Source organism: Salinimicrobium aquimaris (assembly GCF_035607535.1).
Taxonomy (GTDB): Bacteria; Bacteroidota; Bacteroidia; order Flavobacteriales; family Flavobacteriaceae; genus Salinimicrobium.
Genome location: NZ_JAYDZX010000007.1, coordinates 1 through 23,992, shown reverse-complemented (window position 1 = coordinate 23,992; position 23,992 = coordinate 1). Strand labels below are relative to the sequence as shown.

Below are 23,992 nucleotides of genomic sequence, written 5' to 3'. Positions count from 1 at the left end.
TGAATGGAAAACAATTCAGGTAGTAGCGCCGCAATCCCTTCAGGAGAAGGAAACAAGGGCAAGACCGTTCTTAGAAGTATAAAAGAATTTCTCCGGGAACTTCTTGATATTCATGAAGACACAGATAGGGAGACAACCCTGGAAACCGTAAAGCGGGATATTTCCTTTAAAGGTCACAATGCGTGGATCCTGGTATTTTCAATTTTTGTAGCCTCTATTGGTCTTAACGTTAGTAGTACCGCAGTAGTAATTGGTGCCATGTTAATTTCTCCACTTATGGGTCCAATTGTGGGTATTGGTTTTTCGGTTGCTATTAACGACATAGACACTCTTAAGCGAAGTCTCGTCAATCTGGGGGTTATGGTAGTCTTAAGTGTCCTCACCGCCTATCTGTATTTTTTAATTTCTCCAATTAAAGAAGAAACTCCGGAACTTGTTGCCAGGACTTATCCTACCATTCTTGATGTGCTGGTTGCCATCTTTGGTGGAATGGCTTTAATTGTTGCCAAGACCAAAAGAGGAGCAATAGCAAGTGTAATTATGGGGGTAGCTATAGCTACGGCCCTTATGCCACCACTTTGTACCGTAGGATATGGATTGGCAACTGCCCAGTGGCAATATGCAGGTGGAGCATTGTACTTGTTCTCCATAAATTCTGTGTTTATAGCCCTTTCGACCTTCCTGGTAGCAAAGCTTCTGCGTTTTCCTCTCGTGAAATATGCCAATAGTAAACACCGTCGCAATACTGCGCGGTTAGCTTCCCTAATCGCGGTCCTGGTAATGATCCCCAGTATTGTGCTTTTTGTAAACCTTTTAAGGGAGCAGGTATTTGTGAGCAAAACAAAGGAATTTGTGAATCAGGTAATTGATTATCCCGGGGCAGAGGTTGTAAAGTTTGATCAAAATTACAAGACAAAGATCATTGAGATCTACCTTATAGGACGCACGGTTCCCAGAGAACAGATAGATCAATGGGTGCAGCAGATAAAAGAAGTTCCCAATTTTGAAGACGTGGTGCTGGAAGTGCATCAGGGCTCCGACCAAAGTTCGGAACTAGCGAGCCGACTTTCCACTGAAGTAAGAGCAGGTATATTGGAAGATCTCTATGTTCGGAATCAGCAACTGGTAGAAGACAAAGATGCAAGAATTCAGCTGTTGGAACAGGAGCTGCTGAAATACCGAAGTGCAGGAATTCCCTTTGCCACTGTTTCCAAAGAGGCCAAGATCAACTATTCTGGAATTGAGGAAATGAGCTACGCGAATAATATTGTAACCAATTTCTCAAAGATCGATACCATTCCGACTTTTAATGTAAGGTGGTCATCAGATTTGAGTGCAGCTGAAAAAAGAGCTGGTAGAAATAAACTGGAACAATGGCTGCAGGTGCGATTGGCACTTGATACGCTTACTGTAAGAACTTTGAATTAAAGACCTTGCTGTTGGGCCTCCCGCACTTTTCTGAAAAGATCGGATGAATAGACAAACTCTGTTACAGATTCATTATCGGTCTTGAAAATGACATTTTTGTCACCTTCCCATTCCAGCTTTCCGCCTTTGAGGAAGACGATCTTTTCTCCAATCTCAAGCACCGAATTCATATCGTGAGTATTGATGACTGTAGTTATATCATTCTCCCGGGTGATCTCGAGGATAAGATTGTCAATTACTGTTGCGGTTTGAGGATCGAGGCCGGAGTTTGGCTCATCACAGAACAAATACTTCGGCTGGTTAACTATTGCCCGGGCAATTGAAACCCTCTTCTGCATTCCACCACTTATTTCTACAGGAAATTTTTTATGCTGGGCTTCGGCTAAATTAACCCGGTCCAGAACTTCTCTCACCCTCTTTAGCATAGTAGACCTTCTTTGCCGGGTGAACATACGTAGGGGAAACATAACATTCTCTTCCACGGTCATGGAGTCAAAAAGTGCACCTCCCTGAAATACCATTCCCATTTGCTGCCTAAGTTCCCGTTGTTCTTCATCTGAAAAAGAAGAATAAGGGTCTCCATCGTAAAGGATCTTACCTGAGTCTGGCCTGAAAAGTCCGAGCAGACATTTCAGAAAAACCGTTTTCCCGGCTCCGGACTGGCCAATGATGAGATTGGTTTGCCCTTTCGGAAAGGTCGTTGTAATACCCTTCAGGATCTCCTCTCCTTCAAAACTCTTCTTAATATCCTGTACTTCTATCATTAGCTTAGGAGTAATTGGGTTACGATATAATTAGCAATGATTATGACCACACTTGTCCAGACAAAGGAAGTTGTACTGGCCTGTCCCACTTCAAGAGCTCCCCCTTTCATATAATAGCCATGATAAGATGGAATGGTTGCCAGGATCATTGCGAATAAAAAGGTCTTAATAAATGCATATACCAGGTGAAATCCTATAAAGTCTTCCTGTAAGCCGGTAATAAAATCTTCAGAAGCCACAAATCCGCCTAAAACTCCGGCTGTATAAGCTCCGAGAATCCCCAGGAACATGGAGATGGCGATCACAAATGGATAAGTAAGCATTGCAATGATCTTTGGGAAGACCAGGTAATTAAGAGAGTTAATACCCATTACTTCAAGCGCATCTATTTGTTGAGTCACCCTCATACTTCCTATACTGGAGGTAATGTACGATCCCACCTTACCTGCCATGATTATCGAAATGAATGTGGGTGCAAATTCCAGGATGACCGATTGCCGCGCTGCAAAAGCGATAAGCGTTCTTGGGATAAGAGGATTATTGAGGTTAAGAGCAGTTTGGATGGCTACAACCCCTCCAATAAAAAAGGATATAAAAGCTACAATTCCAAGGGATCCAATGATGAGATCGTCTATTTCTTTGAAGATCAAGTTGGTTAGAACAGACCTTTTCGTCATTCTGCCAAACACGCCCTTTAACATCAAAAAATATTCCCCAATAGACTGCAGGTACCTCATTTTAAGCTTTTGTTGCGGCTAAAATACTAATTTTTTAAAGGAATGTATTTAAGCTTAACTTAATCTTTAAACCCATAGAACTTTGTATTTTTGCAGCATAAAATTTACCCCAATGAGACATTTTATCCCCCTTCTATTTTTTACTCTCTTTATTACAAATCTATACGCCCAGCATACCAATCCAAGACCATTTGATCTAGAAAAAGACCTGAACGCAAACCCAAAACTTGTAGTTGGTGTGGTGGTAGATCAAATGCGTTATGATTACATCACCAGATTTTGGAATCATTATGGAGAAGATGGCTTTAAAAAGTTAGTTTCTAAAGGCTTTAATCTTCGCAACAATCACTTCAATTACATTCCCACCTACACCGGTCCGGGACATGCTTCCGTATTTTCAGGAGCAGCACCGGGAACTCACGGTATCATTGGGAATAACTGGTATGATAAATTTGATGAGGAGTATGTATATTGTGTGGAAGACAAGTCGGTAGAACCTGTAGGCACTATGGATGATGCCGGAAAGATGTCTCCACACCGTTTGATCACTACCACGGTTGCCGATGAGAACCGCCTGCATACTCAAATGAGAGGGAAAACTATTGGTATTGCGCTAAAAGACAGGGGAGCAGTACTACCGGCAGGTCATACAGCCAATGCAGCGTACTGGTTTCACGGAAGGGATGAAGGCAAATGGATCACCAGTTCATTTTACACTCAGGAGCTTCCTCAATGGGTTCAGAAGTTCAACGCCTCAGGTAAGGTAGATTCTTACCTTAAGCCCTGGACTACACTTGCAGATATTAACAGCTATGTAGAAAGTGGAGTGGATATCAATCTTTTTGAAGGTGGATTTTCGGGTAAGGAAGACACGGGTTTTCCATATGATCTCCGAACTTTAAAAGATGGAAACGGGGGCTATGATATCGTGAAAGTTACGCCATACGGTAACAGCCTTACTACAGATTTTGCCATTGCTGCACTTGACGGCGAGCAGCTGGGAAAGGATGATATTACAGATTTCCTTACCGTGAGCTATTCTTCGACAGATTATGTAGGTCATAATTTTGGAGTAAATTCAAAAGAAATTCAGGATACCTATCTGCGATTAGATCGGGATCTGGCGAGACTTCTTAAAGCCCTTGATCAAAAAGTGGGTGCAGGGAATTACACCCTCTTCCTTACTTCCGATCACGGAGGGGTACACGTACCTGCTTATTTGGAGTCAGTAAGGATTCCTTCCGGCTATTTTGATTGGGATGATTTAAAGAAGGAACTCAATGCTTTCCTTAGCGGAAAATTTGCCAATGAGAACCTCGTAGAGAACATCTCCAACAACCAGATCTTCCTTAATTACGATGAGGTATTGAAAATGGAAGTTTCTTCTGAAGAAATTCAGCAGGAAATTGCACATTTTCTCTTACAGTACGAGAGGATCAACAGGGTTTTTACCAGGGAGCAACTGCAATCTGCAAATTATACTGAAAAAATTGCCTCGGCTGTAGATAATGGATTCAACCAGAAGAGAAGCGGAGACGTTGTTGTGATTTTGGAACCTTCGGTGATCTCCTATTCCAGAACAGGTTCGACTCATGGTTCCGGAAATAACTATGATACCCACGCACCTTTGATCTTCTACGGAAAAGGAATTAAAGCCGGAAGTAGCCTCGAACGAACGGAGATTGTGGATATAGCACCAACTATTTCGGCTTTGCTCGGGATTCCCTTTCCAAATGGGGCAACCGGCAGACCACTATACATAGTTATGAAAGATTAGCTAAAAAATTTTTGACAGCATTTTTTTATAGCGGAGCCTTCTAATGAAGGCTCCTTCTTTTTTACCTACCAAAAATGGCATTTTTGAGGCTTTTGCTTTTCTGAAGCCTTGAAGATAATCGAGAGCCAGTTTTGGATCTCCTTTCTTTAAAGCCAGTTTTACTGAAGCTATAGCTGTAATAAACCAACCGTAGCGCAGCTTATAAAAAGCTTCTCCCTGTTTCCATTTAGCTGCTTTGTTATAAGTAAAACCGGTAGGCCGAAGGTGCTTAACTGCTAAGGTAGGATCTGTCTTTATGGTCCAGCCGTGATACTGCGCCAGGAGTTCATCTACCGTATCCCAGCCCATGGAGGCCTTTAATCCTCCAATCTCCTCAAAGCAGGCTTTGCGGTATGCTTTTAGAGCGCCGCGAATGTGATCTTTATTTGTGAGACTCTCCAGTTTCCAGGAACCATCTTTTCTTATATGACAGAACCCACCTGCCATTCCAATTTTTGGATCTTCTGTAAAATGGCTCGCTATGGTTCTTAAATAATTCTTGGGGAAGATAAGATCGGCATCAAATTTACAAATGACGTCGTAGTTATCGTCCAGCTGAGAAAGGCCCTGATTAAAAGCATTCACTACTTTACTTCCCGGTAAATGTGCTTCGGAAGAGGAGATGGTAAAAAGACAAATGTAAGGGAACCTTTCGGCAAAGCCTTTGACAATCTGGGCAGTTTCATCTGAGGATTGGTCATTTACCACTAGAATTTTATTTGCTTTCAGGCTTTGTTCTGAAAGGGATGCCAAGGTGCGTCCAATAAATTCAGCTTCATTGTGCGCGGGAATGATGATGTAGAATTTCAATTCAGCAGAAACTTTCAGCTAAATTACAACTTTTGAGCAGGTATTGGTGGAAAGAATTTAGTGCCGAAAATTAGGCGGTGGGAAAAACAGGTGTCAAAAATGACATTTTTGGTTATCCTTTCCTTTCGGCATAAACAGCATAATAACGCGGAGTAAAGGTTCGCAGCAGTGGTCGTATTCCGATCTTGTTCACCGGGTTCGTCCATTTGTGGCGCTCCTTTATTTTCCAACCTGATTTTTCCAGCAGCCAATCGAATTGCCAATCTTCAAATTCGTGGTAATGCCGGTCCCATTGATCTGTTTTACTCCGATAGGCAGGAGAGAACCAAAGTCTTAGGGGTACGCTGGTCACGAGTTTACTCGCTTTAATATCCCGAAGGACATTGAACGGAGCCAAAAGGTGTTCAAAAATTTCAAAGGCGGTGACAATTTCTGCGGAAGAATTTTTAACGCTTTCGGTATTCAGGTCAAGATCTTCCCCCCGGGTATTCGTGACATTGTAATTATGTTCACGCATAATCTTCGAAAAAGGGTTGTCTACCCCCAGATCCAGAATACTGGCCGGGGCAGGAGCAACTTTTTCTAAGAACTGGATGGTTTCCTTATAGCGTTTGTTCGGAAAAGTCTTTTCGTACATTCTAGAATTGGTACACGATAGCATTAATGTTCATACCTGCACCAACACTGGCCAGGACGATCACATCTCCCTTATCTAAAGATTGTCCTTCCATTTTCCCTTTCAGGATGAGGTCGAGGAGGGTAGGGACTGTTGCGACGCTACTATTACCTAATTTATCTATACTCATTGGCATAATCCCTTCCGGCACCTGCATGCCGTACAACCTGTAGAAGCGTTTTATAATGGCTTTATCCATTTTCTCATTAGCCTGGTGGATTAGAATCTTCTTGACATCTTCTATCTTCTTCCCGCTATTGGCAAGGCAGGTTCTCATGGCATCAGGAACGTGACTTAAAGCAAATTCGTAGATCTTTCGACCGTGCATTTTGATATAGCGGCGATCGTCCTTCGCTTCGCGATTGTTCGACTTTCCGAAGTAAATGAAATTGGCTTCTTCAAAGGAATAGGTGGCACTTTCGTGAGAAAGAATTCCTCCGGATTCTTCACTGGCTTCGATCACAGTTGCCCCTGCACCATCTGAATAGATCATAGAGTCCCTGTCATGCTTATCAACAACCCTGGAGAGGGTTTCAGATCCTATGACCAGACATTTCTTAGCCATTCCGCTTTGGATAAAGGCTTTGGCCTGGATCACTGCTTCTACCCAGCCGGGACAGCCAAACAGAATGTCGTAGGCAACACATTTGGGATTTTTGATCCTTAGTTTATGCTTCACTCTGGTAGCGAGACTTGGCACTGTATCGCTCTGCATATCATTGTGAAGCACGTCCCCGTAATTATGGGCAACAATCAGGTAATTCAGTTCTTCAGGATTTATTCCTGCGTCTTCAATAGCACTATTGGCAGCGAGATAAGCGATGTCGGAGTTGTTAAGTTCATTATGGATGTAACGTCTTTCGGCGATCCCGGTAATGGCCTTAAATTTCTCAATGATTACGGTATTGGATTGCGTAAAATTTGATCCGTCCTCATATAAAAATTCATGCTTTTGAAAGTCTGAATTCTTTTCAACTCTGCTTGGGATGTAGCTACCTACTCCAGTGATTTTTATGCTCATTCCGTGTCAGTTATAATGTCGACAAGTATCAAAATTAGTAAATGTTAGGCCGGTTTCCCTACATTTTTTGCATTAAAAATTCAATTTTGCGGCATCTTTAAAAGATCACGGCAAAATTTTTTTAATGATTAAAATTTAAGAGAAAAAATGTCTTTTAGTTAAGGACTTGTTAAGGAGGAAAGAGTAAAAAAAGACCGAAGGTGATCTGCCTTCGGTCTTTTTTCTTTTCTTAGTCTTCCATATACTCCTCTATGGGTGCACAGGTGCAGATAAGATTTCGATCTCCGAAAGCTTCATCCACTCTTCGAATAGAAGGCCAGAACTTGTTTTCGGCTACATACTCAAGTGGATAAGCTGCTTTTTCCCTGGTATATGGAAAATTCCACTCATCGGCAGTTAACATACCCAGAGTATGTGGAGCATTCTTCAAAACATTATTCGGTTCTTCGGCAGTTGCTTCCTCAATTTCTTTTCGAATGGAAATTAATGCATCGCAGAATCTGTCAAGCTCCGCTTTACTTTCACTTTCTGTTGGTTCGATCATAAGAGTTCCGGCAACCGGAAATGACACTGTTGGTGCGTGAAAGCCATAGTCGATAAGCCTTTTGGCGATATCTGTAACTTCAATACCCTTTGCCTTGAAAGGACGGCAATCCACGATCATCTCATGGGCAGCTCTGCCACATTCTCCACTGTAGAGGGTCTTGTAGTGTTCCTCGATTCGGGCTTTGATATAGTTAGCATTTAATATGGCAAATTGGGTTGATCTTTTAAGACCTTCGGCTCCAAGCATCTTGATATATCCGTATGAGATAAGACATACCAGGGCAGAACCCCATGGAGCTGCAGAAATAGCCGTAATGGCATCTTCACCTCCTGTTTGAATAACCGGGTTTCCGGGAAGGAATGGCACCAGCTGTTTAGCTACACAGATAGGACCAACTCCGGGACCACCACCACCGTGAGGAATAGCAAAGGTCTTGTGTAGGTTGAGGTGACAAACGTCTGCACCAATGGCACCGGGGCTGGTCAAACCAACCTGAGCGTTCATGTTCGCACCGTCCATATAAACCTGCCCGCCATTTTCGTGGATAATGTCAATGATCTCTACAATAGCCGATTCGAATACTCCATGAGTAGAAGGATAAGTCACCATTAAAGCTGCCAGATTATCCTTGTGCTTTAAAGCTTTTTCTCTTAGATCCTCAACATCAATGTTACCTGTGTCGGTAGATTTTGTAACCACTACCTTCATGCCAGCCATTACAGCAGAAGCGGGATTCGTACCATGGGCAGAAGATGGGATCAAACAAATATTCCTGTGAGACTCTCCTCTTGATTCGTGGTACTTGCGAATTACCATAAGTCCTGCATATTCTCCCTGGGCACCCGAATTAGGCTGTAATGAAGTACCCGCAAAGCCGGTGATCTCTGTGAGCTGTTCTTCGAGTTTCTTAAGTACGATTTGATACCCTTCAGCCTGCTCTACCGGAACAAAGGGGTGAATATTTCCCCATTGCGGATAGCTTATTGGCAGCATCTCGGCAGCGGCATTCAGCTTCATGGTACACGAGCCAAGAGAGATCATGGAGTGGTTAAGGGAAAGATCCTTACGCTCCAACTTCTTGATATATCTCATCAACTCAGTTTCTGAATGATAGGAGTTGAAAACCTCATTTTTCAAGAATTCGGTTTTACGCTCAACAGATGTTGGAATGTGGTTCTCCTTTGAAAATTCTGAAACTTTTATGCTTTCCTTTCCTGCAGCTTCAGCAAAGATCGAGATGATGGTATTGATATCATCCAGGTTTGTTGCTTCATGCAGGGAAATTGAAACTACGTCTGAAGAAGGATAGTAGAAATTCACTTCATTCCTTTCTGCAATACTCTTTATCCTGGCTGCATCGGCTTTAACAAGAATAGTATCAAAGAAGGTAGAGTTCAACTGAGAGAAACCTAATTTCTCAACATTTTCAGCAACTGTGGCCGCTGCGCTGTGAACTCTTCCGGCGATGAATTTCAAACCTCGTGGTCCATGATAAACAGCGTACATTCCTGCCATAACAGCAAGTAGTACCTGGGCAGTACAAATATTTGAAGTCGCCTTGTCTCTTTTAATATGCTGCTCCCTTGTTTGAAGAGCCATTCGCAGAGCAAAGTTGCCATCGGTATCTTTGGTTACTCCAATGATCCTTCCGGGGATACTTCTTTTGTACTCTTCCTTAGTTGCAAAATAAGCAGCATGAGGACCTCCATAGCCTAGTGGAATACCAAAGCGTTGGGTAGTTCCTACCACCACGTCTACTCCAAATTCTCCCGGAGCGCGGAGTTTTACCAGGCTGAGAATATCTGCAGCCACTGCTGTTTTTATATTGTTTTCTTTTGCTTTTTTTACAAAATCTGCATAGTCATATACCTGCCCAAGTTTGCCCGGGTATTGAAGAATAACACCAAAGAATTCGTTTGAAAAATCGAATTCCTCGTGATCTCCAATAACCAGCTCAATTCCCAGTGGGATCGCCCTTGTTTTTAAAACATCGATAGTTTGAGGTAGAACAGCTTCAGAAACGAAGAATTTTTTGACGTCATTTTTCTTTTGCTCGCGCTCCCGTACCTCATACAAAAGAGACATAGCCTCAGCTGCAGCCGTGCTTTCATCGAGTAAAGATGCATTGGCCAGTTCCATACCTGTAAGATCGGCAACAACAGTCTGGAAATTCAAAAGAGCTTCAAGCCTTCCCTGGGCAATTTCTGCCTGGTAAGGAGTATAAGCAGTATACCATCCCGGATTTTCCAGTATATTTCTCTGAATTACCGGCGGAGTAATAGATTCATGATATCCAAGACCTATGTAACTCCTGAAAATCTTATTTTTGGCTGCTAAGGAAATGCTGTGAGTGATATATTCATTTTCACTCATTGCCGGAGCCAGGTCGAGTTCCTTTTTCAGGCGAATATCATCGGGTAAGGTTTCGTAAATGAGTTGATCCATAGAGTCAGCTCCAATTGTCTTGAGCATGTCTTGTAGATCGTGCTCGCGAGGGCCTATATGACGTGTAGCAAAAGAATAAGTATTCATCTAGAAGTAAAAGTTGTGTTTTGAGCAGCGAAATTACGCAATTTAGACCTAATCTTTAATGATTTAGATCAGCAAGATTTGTTAAGGTTTTTAGCTCCTAAAACAAGAGGTAAATTGAGTGAAAAAAATTATTGATCTCTATATCAACAGCAGTATTCATGTGGCTTTGGCGTTAGTGTCCCTCAGCCTCGTCACTATGCTCGAATTTGAGGTTGAAGTGAGAGAAAATCTGTTGCTTTTTATCTTTTTTGGAGCTGTGACCGGATACAACTTCGTGAAATACGCCGAAGTAACAGGACTGCACCACCGGAGTCTGGCAAAAAGGCTAAGGTTTATTCAGGTTTTAACGCTAATTTGTTTGATCGGACTTGTAGTTTCTCTTTTCTTTCTGAGCATTGAAATTATTGCCTGGAGTGCCATTTTTGGAGCCTTTACTCTTTTATATGCTCTTCCGGTATTTAGCAAAAAGAGGAATCTAAGGAGCATCTCAGGACTTAAAATCTTTATTATCGCTTTCGTTTGGGCCGGGGTAACGGTTGTGCTGCCAATAACAGGTGCGGAAAATGTCATTTTTGAAGACCTTCTTCTGGAGGTTGTTCAGCGTTTTCTGCTGGTTCTGGTATGGATCCTGCCGTTTGAAATTCGGGATTTAAAATATGACCTGGAAATGTTGGGAACTATTCCTCAAAGAATGGGTGTCACGCCAACTAAAATTCTGGGGTTAATATTACTGGCCTTAGTTATCCTGCTGGAGCTTCTAAAAAGTTATTCAGCTTCAACTTCAACTCTTGCACTCGGCATTCTTTGCTTGATTACAAGCATATTTGTAATATCGAGTCGAGAGGAGCAATCCCGTTATTTCACTGCATTTTGGGTAGAGGCATTGCCTTTATTATGGCTGGGAATACTGGTGATCTTAAGAAGTTTTTGAATTGCCATTCTTGATCTTAGCCTTAAAAACTTCCTTTTCGTGGGAAGAACAGGGTGTGATATTAGCTTTTTTGATGAGACTGCTAAGTTTTTTATTGTTCTGGTAATAATCTTTACAGGTTCTGCAAAAATGGAGGTGAAGTCTTAATCTCCATTTTTCAAATAAGCCGGCCTCTTTATATTCGGCTTTTGTGCAAACACTTGCTGCTTCTGCGCAGCTCAGTTTCATAAGATTCAGTCCCTTCATATTAAAACCAGTTTTTCTCAAGACACTTGGCCAGAGAAGTCCTGGCTCTGTGAATTATCACCCACAGGTTAGACGGGGTAATATCAAATTCATTACATATAGTTTCAGTGTCTATTCCTTCAATAGTTTTCATTTTGAAAATCGTTGCCTGTTTCTCGTTGAGTTGATCCAGGCATTCCAGGATAGCAAGTCCCAGTTCCCGGTTCTCCATCTGGTCTTCGGCTGTCATATCTGAAAGATCTGCGACTTTTTCCTCCAGCCATTCGCCTTCATCATCGCTGTTTGGAAAGTGCATTTTAACTTCTGCCTGGCCTTTTGCCGAATTATTCTTTCGGTAGTAATCGATGATCTTCCGCTTTAGAATAGAAATTAACCAGGTTCTTTCTGAAGCCTCGCCCTTAAAATTCTTCATGGAATTTAAACCTGCCAAAAAGGTTTCAGAAACAATATCATTTGCCACTTCCCGGTCATTCACCCGCACAATGGTATAGTTGAACAGGTAATCTGCATACCGGTCAACCCATTTTTCGGGATTTAGGCTGTTTTCTTGCATCTCGTGGCTGGTTTCCCTCAAAAATAGGAAAAGATTTGGTTAAACTTTTACCAAACCTTTTCCTGTTGAAAGGAGAGATGTTGTTGCTGAATTATCTCTTCGGAAGTAATCCCGCTCTTCTGAGCAGGGCTTCAGGAGCGGCTTCTCTTCCTCTAAAACGCTTGTACAGTGTTAGCGGATGTTCTGTGCCACCTTGTGAAAGAATGGTCTCCCGGAATTTTTTTGCAGTTGCCCTGTCAAAAATGCCGTTTTCAGTAAAGAATTCAAAAGCGTCTGCATCCAGGACTTCGGCCCATTTATAGGAATAATAGCCGGCAGCATAGCCTCCCTGGAAGATATGCGAGAAAGAGGTGCTCATGCAGTTCTCTTTGACGTCGGGATAAAGTTGCGTTGGTTCAAAGGCTTTTTCTTCATGAGCTTTGACATCCTGAATATCTGAAGGGTCCCGGCCGTGCCAGCTCATGTCCAACATTCCAAAGCTCAATTGCCTCAAGGTTGCCATCCCTTCGTGAAAAGTAGCTGAATCTTTGATCTTTTGGATCAATTCATCGGGAATCACTTCTCCTGTTTCATAATGTTTGGCGAAAAGTTTCAAAGCATCTTTTTCATAACACCAGTTTTCAAGGACCTGACTGGGAAGTTCAACAAAATCCCAGAAAACATTTGTTCCCGAAATACTTGGGTAAACCGTATCTGCCAGCATTCCGTGCAGGGCATGCCCAAACTCGTGGAAAAGTGTGGTTACTTCATTGAAGGTGAGTAAAGAAGGTTCCTCGTCTGTAGGTTTGGTGAAGTTACAGACAATGGAGATATGCGGTCGCTCATTCTTCTCTTTCTGGCGGTACTGTGATTTATAAGAAGTCATCCAGGCCCCACCGCGCTTTCCTTCCCGCGGATGAAAGTCAGCATAAAAAAGAGAGATGTCATTCCCTTCTTCATCTGTTACCTTATAGGTCTTTACCTCGGGATGATAGATCTCTACTTCAAAAACCTCCTGAAATTTCAAGCCATAGAGCTTTTCGGCTACAATGAATACACCGTTGATCACATTGTTCAGTTCGAAGTATGGTTTTAACTGCTCATCATCCAGGTCAAAAAGTTTTTGCTTCAGTTTTTCTGAATAATAAGCGGCATCCCATTTTTCTAGCCGGTCAATATTATCCAGGTCTTTGGCAAAGCTTTCCAGTTCGTTAAACTCTTCTTCTGCTGCAGGTTTTGCTTTTTCCAGCAACTCTTCCATAAATGAGTTAGCCTTTTCCGGAGTTTCGGCCATTCGTTCCTCCAGTTTGAAATGCGCATATGTGGGATAACCCAGCAAATTTGCCTTTTGATGCCGAAGCTTTACAATCTGCAGTACATTTTCCCGGTTGTCAAGTTCATCGCCATGAAAGCCTTTGGCTCCAAAAGCTATTGCCAGCTTCTTTCGCAGTTCCCTGTTTTTGGCGTACTTCATAAATGGAATATAGCTCGGGTAATGAAGGTTAAAGATCCAACCTTGTTTGTTCTTTTCCCTTGCCAGCATCCTGGCTGCAGTTCTTACGCCTTTAGGAAGACCATCAAGGTCTTCTTCTTTAGTAAGATGCAGTTCGAATTTATTGGTTTCTGCCAAAACGTTCTCACCGAAATTAAGGCTCAGCGCAGCCAGCTTCTTGTCCAATTCCCGTAACTGCTTCTTTTGTTCTGGATCAAGATTTGCTCCATTGTGGGTGAACATTTTATATTTCTTATCCAGCAAGGTATTCTGCTCTACATTGAGATCCAGAGAATCCTTCTTGTCATAAACCTTCTTTACCCTCTTAAAAAGTTCGGGGTCCTGGATCACATCATTCTTAAAGTCGGTTAGGACCGGAGAGATCTCCTGGGCTAGCTTTTGAATTTCCTCATTGGTCTCTGCCGAATTAATATTAAAGAAAATACTGGTGATTCGATCCAGTTCTTCCCCGGCAAATTCCAGAGCTTCAATAGTATTCTCAAAGGTTGGAGAGTCTTTTGAAGAAGTGATCTTCTCAATATCTGCTTTAGCCCTTCGAATGGATTCTTCTATTGCAGGTTTATAATGTTCGGTCTTTATTCTGGAAAATGGAGCCGTTTCGAAAGGTTCCAGTAGTGGGTTTTTCTGATTCATATCCAATCTTTATTGCAATTCCTGAATGCACTTTAACGAAATTTTCTGAAAAAATTCGGTAGTTTCTAAAATTTTTCTTTACTTCACATTTCCAAAAAATTCGACATAGTAGCTTTTAGGTTTTTGATTAATATATTTAGAATGGTTAATAAATACTATTAAAACAACGAAATGCTACTTAAAAGCCACGTGAAAGCGTGGCTTTACTTTTTTACAGTTTTGGCACCTTCGATGACTTTTTGCTTAAGGCTCTCCTTGTAATCTATGATTTTCTGAAGTACCTCCTCATTGGCGCTGCCCAGGATCTGTGCGGCGAGAATTCCTGCATTTTTGGCGCCGTTGAGAGCTACAGTGGCTACAGGAACTCCGCCAGGCATTTGAAGAATAGATAGTACAGAGTCCCATCCATCGATGGAATTGCTTGATTTTACGGGCACGCCAATCACGGGGAGAGGCGACAGGGATGCGATCATCCCGGGAAGGTGAGCTGCGCCTCCGGCTCCTGCAATGATTACGCTAAAGCCTCTTTTGTGAGCATTTTGACCATAGTCGAACAATTTTTCAGGGGTGCGGTGAGCCGAAACTATATCCACCTCCACTTCAATCTCAAAAGATCCTAGAATGTCAATTGCTTTCTGCATTACCGGCATATCGCTGGTGCTGCCCATGATGATCCCAACTTTACTCATATCTTTTTCTTTAAACCTATGTGATTTGAATTATTCACTTATAACTCTGATTGTCTTTTTTACTTCTTCAGCGATCCTGCGGGCTTCCGAAAGATCTGCATTTACAATTGTCACGTGTCCCATCTTCCTGAATGGACGTGTAATGCTCTTTCCGTAGATATGAGGGGTAACTCCTTTGAGTTTCATTATTTCTGAAATGTTCTCATAGACAACATTTCCTTCAAAACCTTCTTCTCCTACCAGGTTGACCATTACCCCGCCTGCCTTACTCTCTGTTTCTCCTAACGGAAGGTCAAGGATAGCCCGCAAATGCTGCTCAAACTGGTTGGTAAATGCAGCTTCTATGCTATAGTGACCGCTGTTGTGCGGGCGGGGAGCTACCTCATTTACCAGGATCTCATCATCTTTGGTCAGGAACATTTCTACTGCCAGTAATCCCACATGTTGATATGCATCTGAAACTTTTTCGGCTACTTTGCGTGCTTTTTCGGCAAGTTCAGCATCAATTCTGGCCGGGCAAATCACGTATTCCACCTGATTTGCTTCAGGATGAAATTCCATTTCCACAACCGGATAAGTTTTTACCTCTCCTGAAGGATTGCGAGCCACAATTACAGCCAATTCATTCTTAAAAGGAATGAGTTCTTCTGCAATGCAGGCAACTTCAGGAAGCTTTTCGGCTGAAGCAACATCTTTAATCACTGCTACCCCTTTGCCATCGTAGCCACCTGTAGTGGCTTTCCACACAAGAGGCAGGGAAAATTCTCCTTTTTTAAGACCTTCCAAAAATGCCTTTTTTGAAGGGTATTTCTTAAAGGAGGCTGTCGGGATAACATGTTCTTTAAAAAAGCTTTTTTGAACTCCTTTATCCTGAATTCTTTTCAGGGTCTCGGAAGACGGATAGACTTTAATTCCTTCCTGTTCCAGTTGCTCCAAAGCTTCTACGTTCACTCCTTCAATTTCAAAGGTTATCACGTCTGCTTTTCTTCCGAAGTCAACTACTGTGTCAAAATCCATTAGATCACCCTGGTAGAATCGATTACATGCAATCCTGCAAGGCGCTTCTGCACTGGGATCAAGAACTACAGTTCGAATATCGTATTTTCTGGTTTCGTACAGCAGCATTTTTCCCAGTTGCCCGCCACCCAGAATTCCGAGGGTAAATTTTGAAGAAAAGTAGTTGGTCATTTTTTGAGCTCTTTCAGCAAAAATAATTTTAAAAATCTGAAATGCCGTATGATTCATTTAGAAATGCGTAAGAGATGAGCTTTCAGGTTGAAATGAATATGTATCTTTGCTTCCCAAAAATATTTTGTTTTGGTTCAATTACACGATCTACAATTTACTCCTTTTATTTCTGAAGCCGAAATCAACGCCGGGATTGAGAAAGTGGCTGCCCAGATAAATACCGACTTTAAAGGCAAAACACCTGTTTTTCTAGGGGTTCTCAATGGAGCTTTTCTTTTTTCAGCCGAGCTTATCAAAAGGTTTAAAGGGGATTGTGAGGTTCACTTTGTAAAGCTGAGTTCTTACGAAGGCACCGGCACTACCGGAAATGTTCAATCCTTAATGGGGTTGACAGCACCACTTGAAGGAAGGGATGTAGTAGTGATCGAGGATATCGTGGATACCGGAAATACCCTTGAAAGTATTCATAAGATCCTCGAAAAGGAAAAGGTGAACCAGTACAAAATCGCGACTCTATTCTACAAACCAGAGTCGTATAAAAAGGATCTCAACATAGATTATGTTGGAATGGAAATTCCAAACGATTTCATAGTGGGATATGGACTTGATTATAACGGTCTGGGCAGGAACCTTACCCAGGTTTATAAACTTAAAAAAAGTAAAATGACAAATCTCGTGCTGTTTGGACCTCCAGGTGCAGGAAAGGGGACCCAGGCCACAATTTTAAAGGATCATTACAATCTTAAGCACATTTCAACCGGAGACGTATTTAGGTACAATATTAAAAATGAGACCGAACTGGGAAAACTTGCCAAAGCCTATATGGATAAAGGACAATTAGTACCCGACAGTGTGACTATTGATATGCTGAAGGCCGAGGTACGGCAAGCAAGAGAGGGTAATGGTTTTATTTTCGACGGATTTCCACGTACTGTTGCTCAGGCTGAAGCCCTGGCAGATTTTCTTCATGAAGAAGGCACAGCCGTGAGTGCAATGATTGCCCTAGAGGTTGATGATGAAATCCTTGTGGAGCGTTTGCTGGAAAGAGGAAAGACTTCCGGAAGACCGGATGATGCCAATGAATTGGTGATTCGCAAGAGAATTAAGGTTTATTACGAGGAAACTGCTATCTTAAAGCAGTTTTACCTAAAACAAAATAAATACTTTGGAGTGGATGGCGTAGGATCAATTGATGAGATCACTGCCCGTCTCAAAGAAGTTATTGACCCGCTGGTTTAATTATAGCCAGCCGGAGAAAAATAGAGAAGAATGACTGAGGGGAATTTTGTTGATTACGTAAAGATCCACGTGGCATCCGGAAATGGAGGAAAAGGATCTGCTCACCTACACCGGGAGAAATATGTTGCGAAAGGCGGTCCCGATGGGGGAGATGGAGGAAGGGGAGGCCATGTGATCATAAAAGGCAATAAAAACCTTTGGACTCTTTTTCATCTCAAGTTTAAAAGACATATTAAAGCAGGCCACGGTGAGCATGGAAGTAAACAGCGCAGCACAGGTGGCGATGGGCAGGATGAGGTTATTGATGTGCCTTTGGGGACTGTTATACGAGATACCGAAACTCAGGAGATCCTTCACGAGATCACTGAAGACGGACAAGAGATCATTGTGGCTGAAGGTGGAAAGGGAGGTCTGGGTAACTGTCATTTTAAGTCCTCCACGAATCAGACCCCGCGATATGCTCAACCCGGAATCCCCGGAGAGGAGCAGGACATAACTCTTGAGCTTAAAATTTTGGCCGATGTGGGTCTTGTAGGTTTTCCCAATGCAGGAAAATCTACTCTTCTTTCGGTTATCACAGCAGCTAAACCTAAAATTGCCGATTACGAATTTACTACCCTCAAGCCAAACCTTGGTATTGTGGAATACAGGGATTTCAAAACTTTTGTGGTAGCCGATATCCCCGGTATCATTGAAGGCGCTGCGGAAGGAAAAGGAATTGGGCACCGGTTTTTGAGACATATTGAAAGGAACTCAACCTTACTATTTTTGATCCCTGCAGATGCGAGGGACATTAAGAAACAATATGAGATCCTGGTCGATGAACTGCGACGGTATAATCCCGAAATGCTGGACAAGGACCGGCTTATTGCTATCTCCAAAAGCGATATGCTCGACAGTGAGTTAAAAGACGAACTTAAAGCCGAATTGGATAAAAATCTGGAGGCTCCTTACCTCTTTATATCTTCGGTAGCACAACAGGGTCTGACCGAACTCAAAGATAAGCTTTGGGAAATGCTGAATAAGGAACCTGTTTAAATCCTGTTAATCTCTTAATTTTCAGTAGTGTTTTAATTAAATTAGAGAAAACGCTACTATGAAATTTTTACAGTTATTCTGTTTCTGTCTTTTGCTTAGTGCCTGTGGAGGGCCCAGAGCGGCCTATGACTATGATGAGCAGGCCAACTTCAGTTCATATTCTTCCATTGCAATTTATCCCGGCATCAATACAGGTTTAAGCGAACTCGATGAAAAGCGCCTGCTTGCAAGTGTTGTAGATGTTTTACGGGAAAGAGACCTCTTCGTTTCGGTCGTACCTGATCTATATCTGAATATCAATTCTGAGGAATACCAGGAGCCAAATCGCACTAATGTAGGAGTTGGAATTGGCGGTACCGGAAGGAACGTAGGAGTAGGCGTGAGTGGTGGAATTCCTCTGGGTGGACCTGAAACATTTTTGAGACTCACGTTTGATCTCGTTGACGCGAAAACAGATAATCTAGTCTGGCAGGCAGTAGTTGATAGTAAATTTGATCCTAATTCAAGTCCCGAAGAAAGGCATAAGCGTTTTGAAAAGGTAGTAAGGAAAGCTTTGGAAGGTTACCCTCCAAAAAGGTAATTCTGGTATTGTTTTATTATAATTAAAAAGGCCCTGATCTCTCAGGGCCTTCTTTTTGGCTGGTTAGTTTGATAGTCTAATTTTCGTTGTCTTCTGCAGCTTCAGGCTGGTCCTGGAAGTATGGGGTTTCTCTGGTTATCTCAGTGAACTCACTTCTTCGGTTGCGAGCGTATTCCGCTTCAGTACACATATTTGGTCTTGTACAGTCATTCAATGGTACTTCTTCGCCATATCCTTTAGGTACAAGTCTATCTCTACTGATTCCCTGACTTACAAGGTACTCAAGAGTGGACTCGGCACGACGCTGTGAAAGATCCATGTTGTATTTATTAGAACCACGTGCATCGGCATGTGATCCAATTTCTATCTTCAACATTGGGTAATTCTTCATGATCTCCGCTACACGATTAAGAGTAGGTTCAGATTCAGGTTTAATTGTAGCCTTGTCAAAGTCGAAATAGATATTTCCAACCCCGGCAATTTGTCTTCTTCCGGTTTCAGGATTGATCTCCATTTCCTCTTTTGGAAGGATAGGAGGGGTGTAATCTTCTCTTGTGAAGGCATACAGATTATCAGATCCTCTTCGGTTTGATGCCAAATAACCTTTTTCTTCTCCTTCTTTAAGTACAAATGCAAAGTCATCAAACTCACTGTTAAGGGAATTTCCAAGGTTTTGAGCCTCCCCAAAAGTTCCGTTTAACTGCTCACTTTTGAATACATCCAGGTTTCCGTAGCCTAGATGCCCATCAGAAGTAAAATACAGCGTCCCGTCATTGGCAATGTAAGGGAACTGCTCGCGGTGAGGAGTGTTTACATTAGGACCAAGGTTTACCGGTTGTCCGAAAGTTCCATCTTCGTTAACAGCTACACTATAAATGTCAAACGAACCAATAGAACCGGGCATATCACTGGCGAAATACAAAGTGGATCCATCCTGGCTTAAAGTGGGATGCTCAACAGAGTACTGGTCACTGGTGAAAGGTAGTGCTTCAATATTTGTCCATTCTCCGTCTACCAGTTCAGCACGATAGATCCTGATGGTTGCTACAGGTACTTCGGCCCAGTCCACCTTAACTCTTCTAGAGTTAGTACGGTCAAAGTACATGGTTTTACCATCACTTGTAAAAGCAGCCGAACTCTCGTGTGTATCTGTATTGATCTTGTCATTGAATAACTCAATGTTGCTAAGCTTTCCTTCATCATCTATGTTGGCCATATAAAGATCCAGGTAAGGCTTCTGATTCCAGGCATAGATAGGACGGCTTGAGTTTCTGGTAGAGGCAAAAACAATTTTGTCTCCCATGAAAGTAATTCCGAAGTCTGAAGAAGCTGCATTCTGCATTACCTGGTTTGTAGTATAGGTATGCGATACCGCAGTATCCATTTTAGTGGTCCACTCTTCAAAATCCACAGTTTTATTCCAATACTGGCTGAAGTACTCATCTGCCTCCTCGTTTTTCCCTGTAGCACGCAGGGCGTGTGCAAACCTGAAGGAATATTCAGGAGCTATGCTGCCATCATTGTACTTGAGGAAAAGATCGCGGTAGGTTTCAGCGGCATTTCCCATCCTGTTTGTAAAGAAATAGGAATCACCCAGTCTTTGAAGGACTTCCTGATCCTTATCCTGAACCAGGCGGTAAGCATCGGATGCTTCCATATAGGCTCTCTGGTTGTAAAGGCGGTTAGCTTTCTTTACCTGTGAACTCTGGGCCAAAGCCGAGAATCCAATAAAGATCGCTAAAAGTGTCGTATAAAGTTTTTTCATGTTTCTTAGGTTTTAGAAGAATCGGGGTGATACGTTATAACCTTTTGAAAGGCCAAGCAGGTCTAAGTCAAACAGCACCATAATTTCATGTGTGCCATCGTTAAAATCACCTAGATTTCCTGTAGTGTAGTCATAGGCATAACCTATTCTCAATTCTGGCGTAACTCTGAAGTTTACAAGTCCACTTACTGTTTCATCAAAACGATAAGCAAGACCGGCTTCAAAACGATTATAAAGAAGCACGTTGGCGGTAATGTCTACAGAAAGAGGTGCACCCTCTACCGCACGGGCCATAAAGGCCGGCTTGAGCTTTAAGTTTTGGTTAAGGTCGAATACATACCCCCCTGTAAGGAAATAATGAATGTTCTCTTCTCCCAAACGTGCCAGACCCGTTTCGTTCTCAAGGTGTTTTGAAGTAAAGATATTTGGAGCAGATAAACCTACATAGTAGTTGTCTCCAAAGTAATAAGCTCCAACACCAAAATTAGGGAACGCCTCACTGATGTTCTGCATTGCCGGGTCATTTCCCTGGTTGGTTGTCAATCTGGTAAGGTCGGCATCAAAGAAAGTCACTCCTGCTTTTACTCCAAAAGATAACTTTGAAGTTTCCGATACAGGAAGAATATAATTGACATCGGCGTAAAGGTTGTTTTCCTTCACAATTCCACCAATTTCATCATGAACAATTGACAATCCTGCCTCAAGTCTTTCTGTAAGACCAGTTTTGGCAAAAAAGTTAGCAGTTTCAGGAGCGCCTTCCATACCGGCCCATTGGTTCCTATAGATACCACCAACATTTAGTATTCCCAGATCATCTATCGCATAAGCGGGATTGATCACGCTCATGTTATACATATACTGAGTATACATAGGGTCTTGTTGTGCATTACCCTTTAGTGAAAAAAGGGCAATGCAAGCAACTGTAAAAATTTTTATAAATGAATTTCTCATGTGTTTCGAATATTTCAAAATTATCTGCTTAAGTATACTCTACCTTGAGTTGGTGCTGTTTGTCCGTCGTTGAAATAGAGGATGTAGAAATAAACACCTGCTGGTAGTACTCCGCTTCCAAAAGATCCTTCTGAAGAAGTTCCATCCCAACCTTGACCTTCTCCTGCCTGTCCTTTAAATACCGGCTCACCCCATCTGTTGTAAATTTCCATTTGATGGTTAGGGTATTCAGAAGTGAGGTTCATTACCTCAAACCTGTCATTGATTGCATCCCCGTTTGGAGAGAAGGCATCCGGAATAACTATCTCACAAACTTCAAGAGTAACAGTTACAGGTAATCTCTGCGAACTCTCACATCCTGTTGTAGCATCTGTTGAAGCTGCGTAATAGGTTGTGTTGTTCTGCAGAACCGTATTCTGAGGTACTGTTTGTGTTCCTGTAGCCGTGGTGTACCAGGTAATGGTTCCAGTTCCCGAAACGTTTTCCTGAAGGTCTGCGATTGTGGCGCCGTCGAACTCACAGAAGACATTTCCGTCAGCTGAAATCGTAGGAGTGTCCGCATCATTAAGGGTTACATTAATCATTGCAGCCTCAGATACACATCCGGCAGCGTTGGTTTGAGTAACGTAATAGGTTCCTTCTTCAAGAACTGTAGTTTCAGTTACAGGAGTTTCAAGGGCTTCATCTGCATAAACAGTGAAAGTCGCACCGTCCTCTCCGGTAATGTCAAAATCAGCAACTGTTGCACCTGTCACTACGCAATCGGTAAAGTCGGCTACAGTTGGAGCATCAGGATTGTCGGATAAAGTCACGGTTACTGAAGGTCTGTCATCACAGGTGCCTTCTACAGGTCCCGCAAAATATACAGTTCCATCTGTAAGTGCTGTATCATCTGTAAGTGGCGTAGTGCCATCTGCTGAGGCATACCACTGTACTCCGGTTGGCACAAGGTCGGCTACTGTTGGAGCTCCACCACAGAAGGTTTGCTCTGTTTCATTAACTTCAGGACAATTTGGCTCCTGAGTTCCAATGATAACAGTTACAGTAGCTGAAGCGGAACATCCGTTCTCGCTGGTAACCGTGTAGGTATAAACACCTTCTTCATCGGTTGCCGGATCAAAAGTTCCGTCAACTTCTTCGCCACCAAATGTCCAGGTTCCGCCTGTCTCTGCGTTTTCACCAAGTTCAGCAAAAAGGTCTACTGTTTCAGTTGTTCCTTCTTCAAGGTTCACAGTAGTGCTTTGACCAGCGTTAGGAGACTCCAATACCGTTACAGAAACTTCTACTGTTGCTTCTCCACATGCAGTGCTTACACTATAAACAGAGGTAAAAGTTGCCAAAGGATTTTCGTTGTAGTTGGAAACCAGTTCTTCCATACTAGGATTGAAGGTTCCACCAGTAGGAAAATTTGTGTTTGAATTAATCAAGTTTTTGTAAAAGTTGGTAAATCCAGTTACTGTGGGATTATTAATTTCTATAATGCAAATGTCCACATGTATAGGAGTCTGTTCGGCCGGATCCTCAGTTACCGTAATAGTAAAAGAAGTGGAGTCTTTACCTTCTACGCATAAAACTGAAGAATCTACAGTATAGGTAATGACGTATTCTCCGGGTCCAATGAATGGATTAAAATTGCCATTCGAATCTAAAACTCCTGCTTCGGCTGTAAATGTTCCACCTCGAACTGCATTTTCGCTCAGCAATGTTTCGTTGAGAACAAATAAATCTGCACCACACTGAAGGGTGACATCTGCAACCGTACCTGCTTCGGCGGATTGAGATTCAATAACGTCAACAGAGATTACTGCAGATTCCTCACCATTGTCAGTATTTACTGTATAGGTAGTTGTAAAAACTCCGAAAGGATCAGCTTGGTATTGACTGTGTAGCTCGGCTATAGTGGGATTAAATGTTCCACCTAGAGGCAGCCTTGCTTTTGTTGTGACCTGGGCCTGGAAATAATTTCTGAAACCTTGAAGATCAGGGTTGTTAATATCAGCAGAACACAGCTGGATGTTATACACAGGTGTTTCTTGTGTTTCTTCAGTGACCGTTATACTAAAAGTAACTGAATCCTGACCTGTAACACAAGGAATTGAATTATCTACTGAGTAAGTTATCTGGTAAACTCCTGGTCCAACTGAAGGATCAAAATTTCCATCAGCATTTAGCACTCCTTCATCGGCTGTGAAATCACCTCCTTGTGTAGCATCATCACTAAGAATAGTACTATCGAGAAAGATTACCCCAGAAGTTTCACTCACTGTTCTGTTTTCAATCGTACCTGCTTCGGCGGATTGAGATTCAATAACGTCAACAGAGATTACTGCAGATTCCTCACCATTGTCAGTATTTA

The 23,992-nt window shown here is 42.4% G+C and carries 20 protein-coding genes; 6 read left to right on the top strand and 14 right to left on the bottom strand.

What is annotated here, in order from left to right; translation table 11 throughout:
- Positions 1 to 3 precede the first annotated feature (3 nt).
- Entirely contained in the window at positions 4 to 1,428 is a 1,425-nt protein-coding gene (locus VR862_RS09460) for a DUF389 domain-containing protein (protein ID WP_324720718.1), read from the top strand.
- On the opposite strand, the gene VR862_RS09455 is transcribed toward VR862_RS09460, so the two are convergent.
- A complete protein-coding gene (locus VR862_RS09455) occupies positions 1,425 to 2,192 on the bottom strand; it encodes an ABC transporter ATP-binding protein (RefSeq protein WP_324720717.1) in 768 nt (255 codons plus the stop codon). The two genes, VR862_RS09460 and VR862_RS09455, sit on opposite strands and share 4 nt — an antisense overlap.
- Entirely contained in the window at positions 2,192 to 2,929 is a 738-nt protein-coding gene (locus VR862_RS09450) for an MlaE family ABC transporter permease (RefSeq protein ID WP_324720716.1), read from the bottom strand. The genes VR862_RS09455 and VR862_RS09450 overlap by 1 nt, the downstream gene beginning before the upstream one ends.
- Positions 2,930 to 3,041: 112 nt before the next feature.
- Between VR862_RS09450 and pafA the strand changes: the two genes are divergently transcribed.
- On the top strand, positions 3,042 to 4,706 hold the full coding sequence (pafA, locus tag VR862_RS09445) for an alkaline phosphatase PafA (protein ID WP_324720715.1): 1,665 nt from the start codon (positions 3,042 to 3,044) through the stop codon (positions 4,704 to 4,706).
- Here the strand turns inward: pafA and VR862_RS09440 are convergent, their stop codons facing one another.
- The 4 genes from VR862_RS09440 to gcvP all read right to left on the bottom strand — a co-directional run bounded on the left by VR862_RS09440 (position 4,707) and on the right by gcvP (position 10,331).
- Positions 4,707 to 5,555, bottom strand: coding sequence for a glycosyltransferase family 2 protein (locus VR862_RS09440; protein ID WP_324720714.1), 849 nt, complete (start codon positions 5,553 to 5,555; stop codon positions 4,707 to 4,709). It lies immediately after the preceding gene.
- Between the two features lie 112 nt (positions 5,556 to 5,667).
- A complete protein-coding gene (locus tag VR862_RS09435) occupies positions 5,668 to 6,192 on the bottom strand; it encodes a class I SAM-dependent methyltransferase (RefSeq protein WP_324720713.1) in 525 nt (174 codons plus the stop codon).
- Position 6,193: 1 nt separating this feature from the next.
- Positions 6,194 to 7,252, bottom strand: a complete 1,059-nt coding sequence (locus VR862_RS09430; RefSeq protein ID WP_324720712.1) for a 3-oxoacyl-ACP synthase III family protein — start codon at positions 7,250 to 7,252, stop codon at positions 6,194 to 6,196.
- Between the two features lie 229 nt (positions 7,253 to 7,481).
- Positions 7,482 to 10,331: an aminomethyl-transferring glycine dehydrogenase gene (gcvP, locus tag VR862_RS09425; protein ID WP_324720711.1), complete on the bottom strand. Its 2,850-nt coding sequence runs from the start codon at positions 10,329 to 10,331 to the stop codon at positions 7,482 to 7,484.
- 118 nt (positions 10,332 to 10,449) lie between these two features.
- On the opposite strand from gcvP, the gene VR862_RS09420 reads away from it, so the two are divergent.
- Positions 10,450 to 11,262, top strand: a complete 813-nt coding sequence (locus VR862_RS09420) for a UbiA prenyltransferase family protein (RefSeq protein WP_324720710.1) — start codon at positions 10,450 to 10,452, stop codon at positions 11,260 to 11,262.
- On the opposite strand, the gene VR862_RS09415 is transcribed toward VR862_RS09420, so the two are convergent.
- The 5 genes from VR862_RS09415 to VR862_RS09395 all read right to left on the bottom strand — a co-directional run bounded on the left by VR862_RS09415 (position 11,248) and on the right by VR862_RS09395 (position 16,063).
- Positions 11,248 to 11,508 (bottom strand): hypothetical protein, encoded by a 261-nt coding sequence (locus VR862_RS09415; RefSeq protein ID WP_324720709.1) that lies wholly within the window; start codon positions 11,506 to 11,508, stop codon positions 11,248 to 11,250. The genes VR862_RS09420 and VR862_RS09415 overlap by 15 nt on opposite strands.
- A 1-nt stretch (position 11,509) precedes the next feature.
- Positions 11,510 to 12,061 carry a sigma-70 family RNA polymerase sigma factor gene (locus VR862_RS09410; protein ID WP_324720708.1) on the bottom strand — a complete coding sequence of 184 codons (552 nt, stop codon included), beginning with the start codon at positions 12,059 to 12,061 and terminating at the stop codon, positions 11,510 to 11,512.
- Positions 12,062 to 12,152: 91 nt separating this feature from the next.
- Positions 12,153 to 14,186, bottom strand: coding sequence for a M3 family metallopeptidase (locus VR862_RS09405; protein WP_324720707.1), 2,034 nt, complete (start codon positions 14,184 to 14,186; stop codon positions 12,153 to 12,155).
- Between the two features lie 203 nt (positions 14,187 to 14,389).
- Positions 14,390 to 14,875 (bottom strand): 5-(carboxyamino)imidazole ribonucleotide mutase, encoded by a 486-nt coding sequence (gene purE, locus VR862_RS09400; protein WP_324720706.1) that lies wholly within the window; start codon positions 14,873 to 14,875, stop codon positions 14,390 to 14,392.
- A 30-nt stretch (positions 14,876 to 14,905) separates the two neighbouring features.
- Positions 14,906 to 16,063 carry a 5-(carboxyamino)imidazole ribonucleotide synthase gene (locus VR862_RS09395; protein WP_324720704.1) on the bottom strand — a complete coding sequence of 386 codons (1,158 nt, stop codon included), beginning with the start codon at positions 16,061 to 16,063 and terminating at the stop codon, positions 14,906 to 14,908.
- A 129-nt stretch (positions 16,064 to 16,192) separates the two neighbouring features.
- Here VR862_RS09395 and VR862_RS09390 point away from each other — a divergent pair, with 129 nt between their 5' ends.
- Genes VR862_RS09390 through VR862_RS09380 form a run of 3 tightly spaced genes read left to right on the top strand, consistent with a single transcriptional unit; the run spans position 16,193 to position 18,920 of the window.
- Positions 16,193 to 17,302 (top strand): adenylate kinase, encoded by a 1,110-nt coding sequence (locus VR862_RS09390; RefSeq protein WP_324720703.1) that lies wholly within the window; start codon positions 16,193 to 16,195, stop codon positions 17,300 to 17,302.
- A 30-nt stretch (positions 17,303 to 17,332) separates the two neighbouring features.
- Entirely contained in the window at positions 17,333 to 18,340 is a 1,008-nt protein-coding gene (obgE, locus tag VR862_RS09385; RefSeq protein WP_324720702.1) for a GTPase ObgE, read from the top strand.
- Positions 18,341 to 18,398: 58 nt separating this feature from the next.
- Positions 18,399 to 18,920 (top strand): DUF4136 domain-containing protein, encoded by a 522-nt coding sequence (locus tag VR862_RS09380; protein ID WP_324720701.1) that lies wholly within the window; start codon positions 18,399 to 18,401, stop codon positions 18,918 to 18,920.
- 76 nt (positions 18,921 to 18,996) lie between these two features.
- On the opposite strand, the gene VR862_RS09375 is transcribed toward VR862_RS09380, so the two are convergent.
- The 3 genes from VR862_RS09375 to VR862_RS09365 form a co-directional block, all read right to left on the bottom strand.
- On the bottom strand, positions 18,997 to 20,685 hold the full coding sequence (locus VR862_RS09375; protein ID WP_324720700.1) for an OmpA family protein: 1,689 nt from the start codon (positions 20,683 to 20,685) through the stop codon (positions 18,997 to 18,999).
- Between the two features lie 12 nt (positions 20,686 to 20,697).
- Positions 20,698 to 21,636, bottom strand: coding sequence for a PorP/SprF family type IX secretion system membrane protein (locus tag VR862_RS09370; RefSeq protein WP_324720699.1), 939 nt, complete (start codon positions 21,634 to 21,636; stop codon positions 20,698 to 20,700).
- A 20-nt stretch (positions 21,637 to 21,656) separates the two neighbouring features.
- Positions 21,657 to 23,992: T9SS type B sorting domain-containing protein (locus tag VR862_RS09365; RefSeq protein WP_324720698.1), on the bottom strand; the 2,336-nt coding region annotated here is incomplete at its 5' end.

Excerpts from the sequence above, each read along its gene's own strand:
- VR862_RS09410 (WP_324720708.1), bottom strand. The coding sequence starts at position 12,061 with ATGCAAGAAAACAGCCTAAATCCCGAAAAATGGGTTGACCGGTATGCA.
- VR862_RS09395 (WP_324720704.1), bottom strand. The coding sequence starts at position 16,063 with ATGACCAACTACTTTTCTTCAAAATTTACCCTCGGAATTCTGGGTGGC.
- VR862_RS09435 (WP_324720713.1), bottom strand. The coding sequence starts at position 6,192 with ATGTACGAAAAGACTTTTCCGAACAAACGCTATAAGGAAACCATCCAG.
- VR862_RS09415 (WP_324720709.1), bottom strand. The coding sequence starts at position 11,508 with ATGAAGGGACTGAATCTTATGAAACTGAGCTGCGCAGAAGCAGCAAGT.
- VR862_RS09430 (WP_324720712.1), bottom strand. The coding sequence starts at position 7,252 with ATGAGCATAAAAATCACTGGAGTAGGTAGCTACATCCCAAGCAGAGTT.
- pafA (WP_324720715.1), top strand. The coding sequence starts at position 3,042 with ATGAGACATTTTATCCCCCTTCTATTTTTTACTCTCTTTATTACAAAT.
- VR862_RS09375 (WP_324720700.1), bottom strand. The coding sequence starts at position 20,685 with ATGAAAAAACTTTATACGACACTTTTAGCGATCTTTATTGGATTCTCG.
- gcvP (WP_324720711.1), bottom strand. The coding sequence starts at position 10,331 with ATGAATACTTATTCTTTTGCTACACGTCATATAGGCCCTCGCGAGCAC.
- VR862_RS09405 (WP_324720707.1), bottom strand. The coding sequence starts at position 14,186 with ATGAATCAGAAAAACCCACTACTGGAACCTTTCGAAACGGCTCCATTT.
- purE (WP_324720706.1), bottom strand. The coding sequence starts at position 14,875 with ATGAGTAAAGTTGGGATCATCATGGGCAGCACCAGCGATATGCCGGTA.
- obgE (WP_324720702.1), top strand. The coding sequence starts at position 17,333 with ATGACTGAGGGGAATTTTGTTGATTACGTAAAGATCCACGTGGCATCC.
- VR862_RS09380 (WP_324720701.1), top strand. The coding sequence starts at position 18,399 with ATGAAATTTTTACAGTTATTCTGTTTCTGTCTTTTGCTTAGTGCCTGT.
- VR862_RS09450 (WP_324720716.1), bottom strand. The coding sequence starts at position 2,929 with ATGAGGTACCTGCAGTCTATTGGGGAATATTTTTTGATGTTAAAGGGC.
- VR862_RS09455 (WP_324720717.1), bottom strand. The coding sequence starts at position 2,192 with ATGATAGAAGTACAGGATATTAAGAAGAGTTTTGAAGGAGAGGAGATC.
- VR862_RS09460 (WP_324720718.1), top strand. The coding sequence starts at position 4 with ATGGAAAACAATTCAGGTAGTAGCGCCGCAATCCCTTCAGGAGAAGGA.
- VR862_RS09370 (WP_324720699.1), bottom strand. The coding sequence starts at position 21,636 with ATGAGAAATTCATTTATAAAAATTTTTACAGTTGCTTGCATTGCCCTT.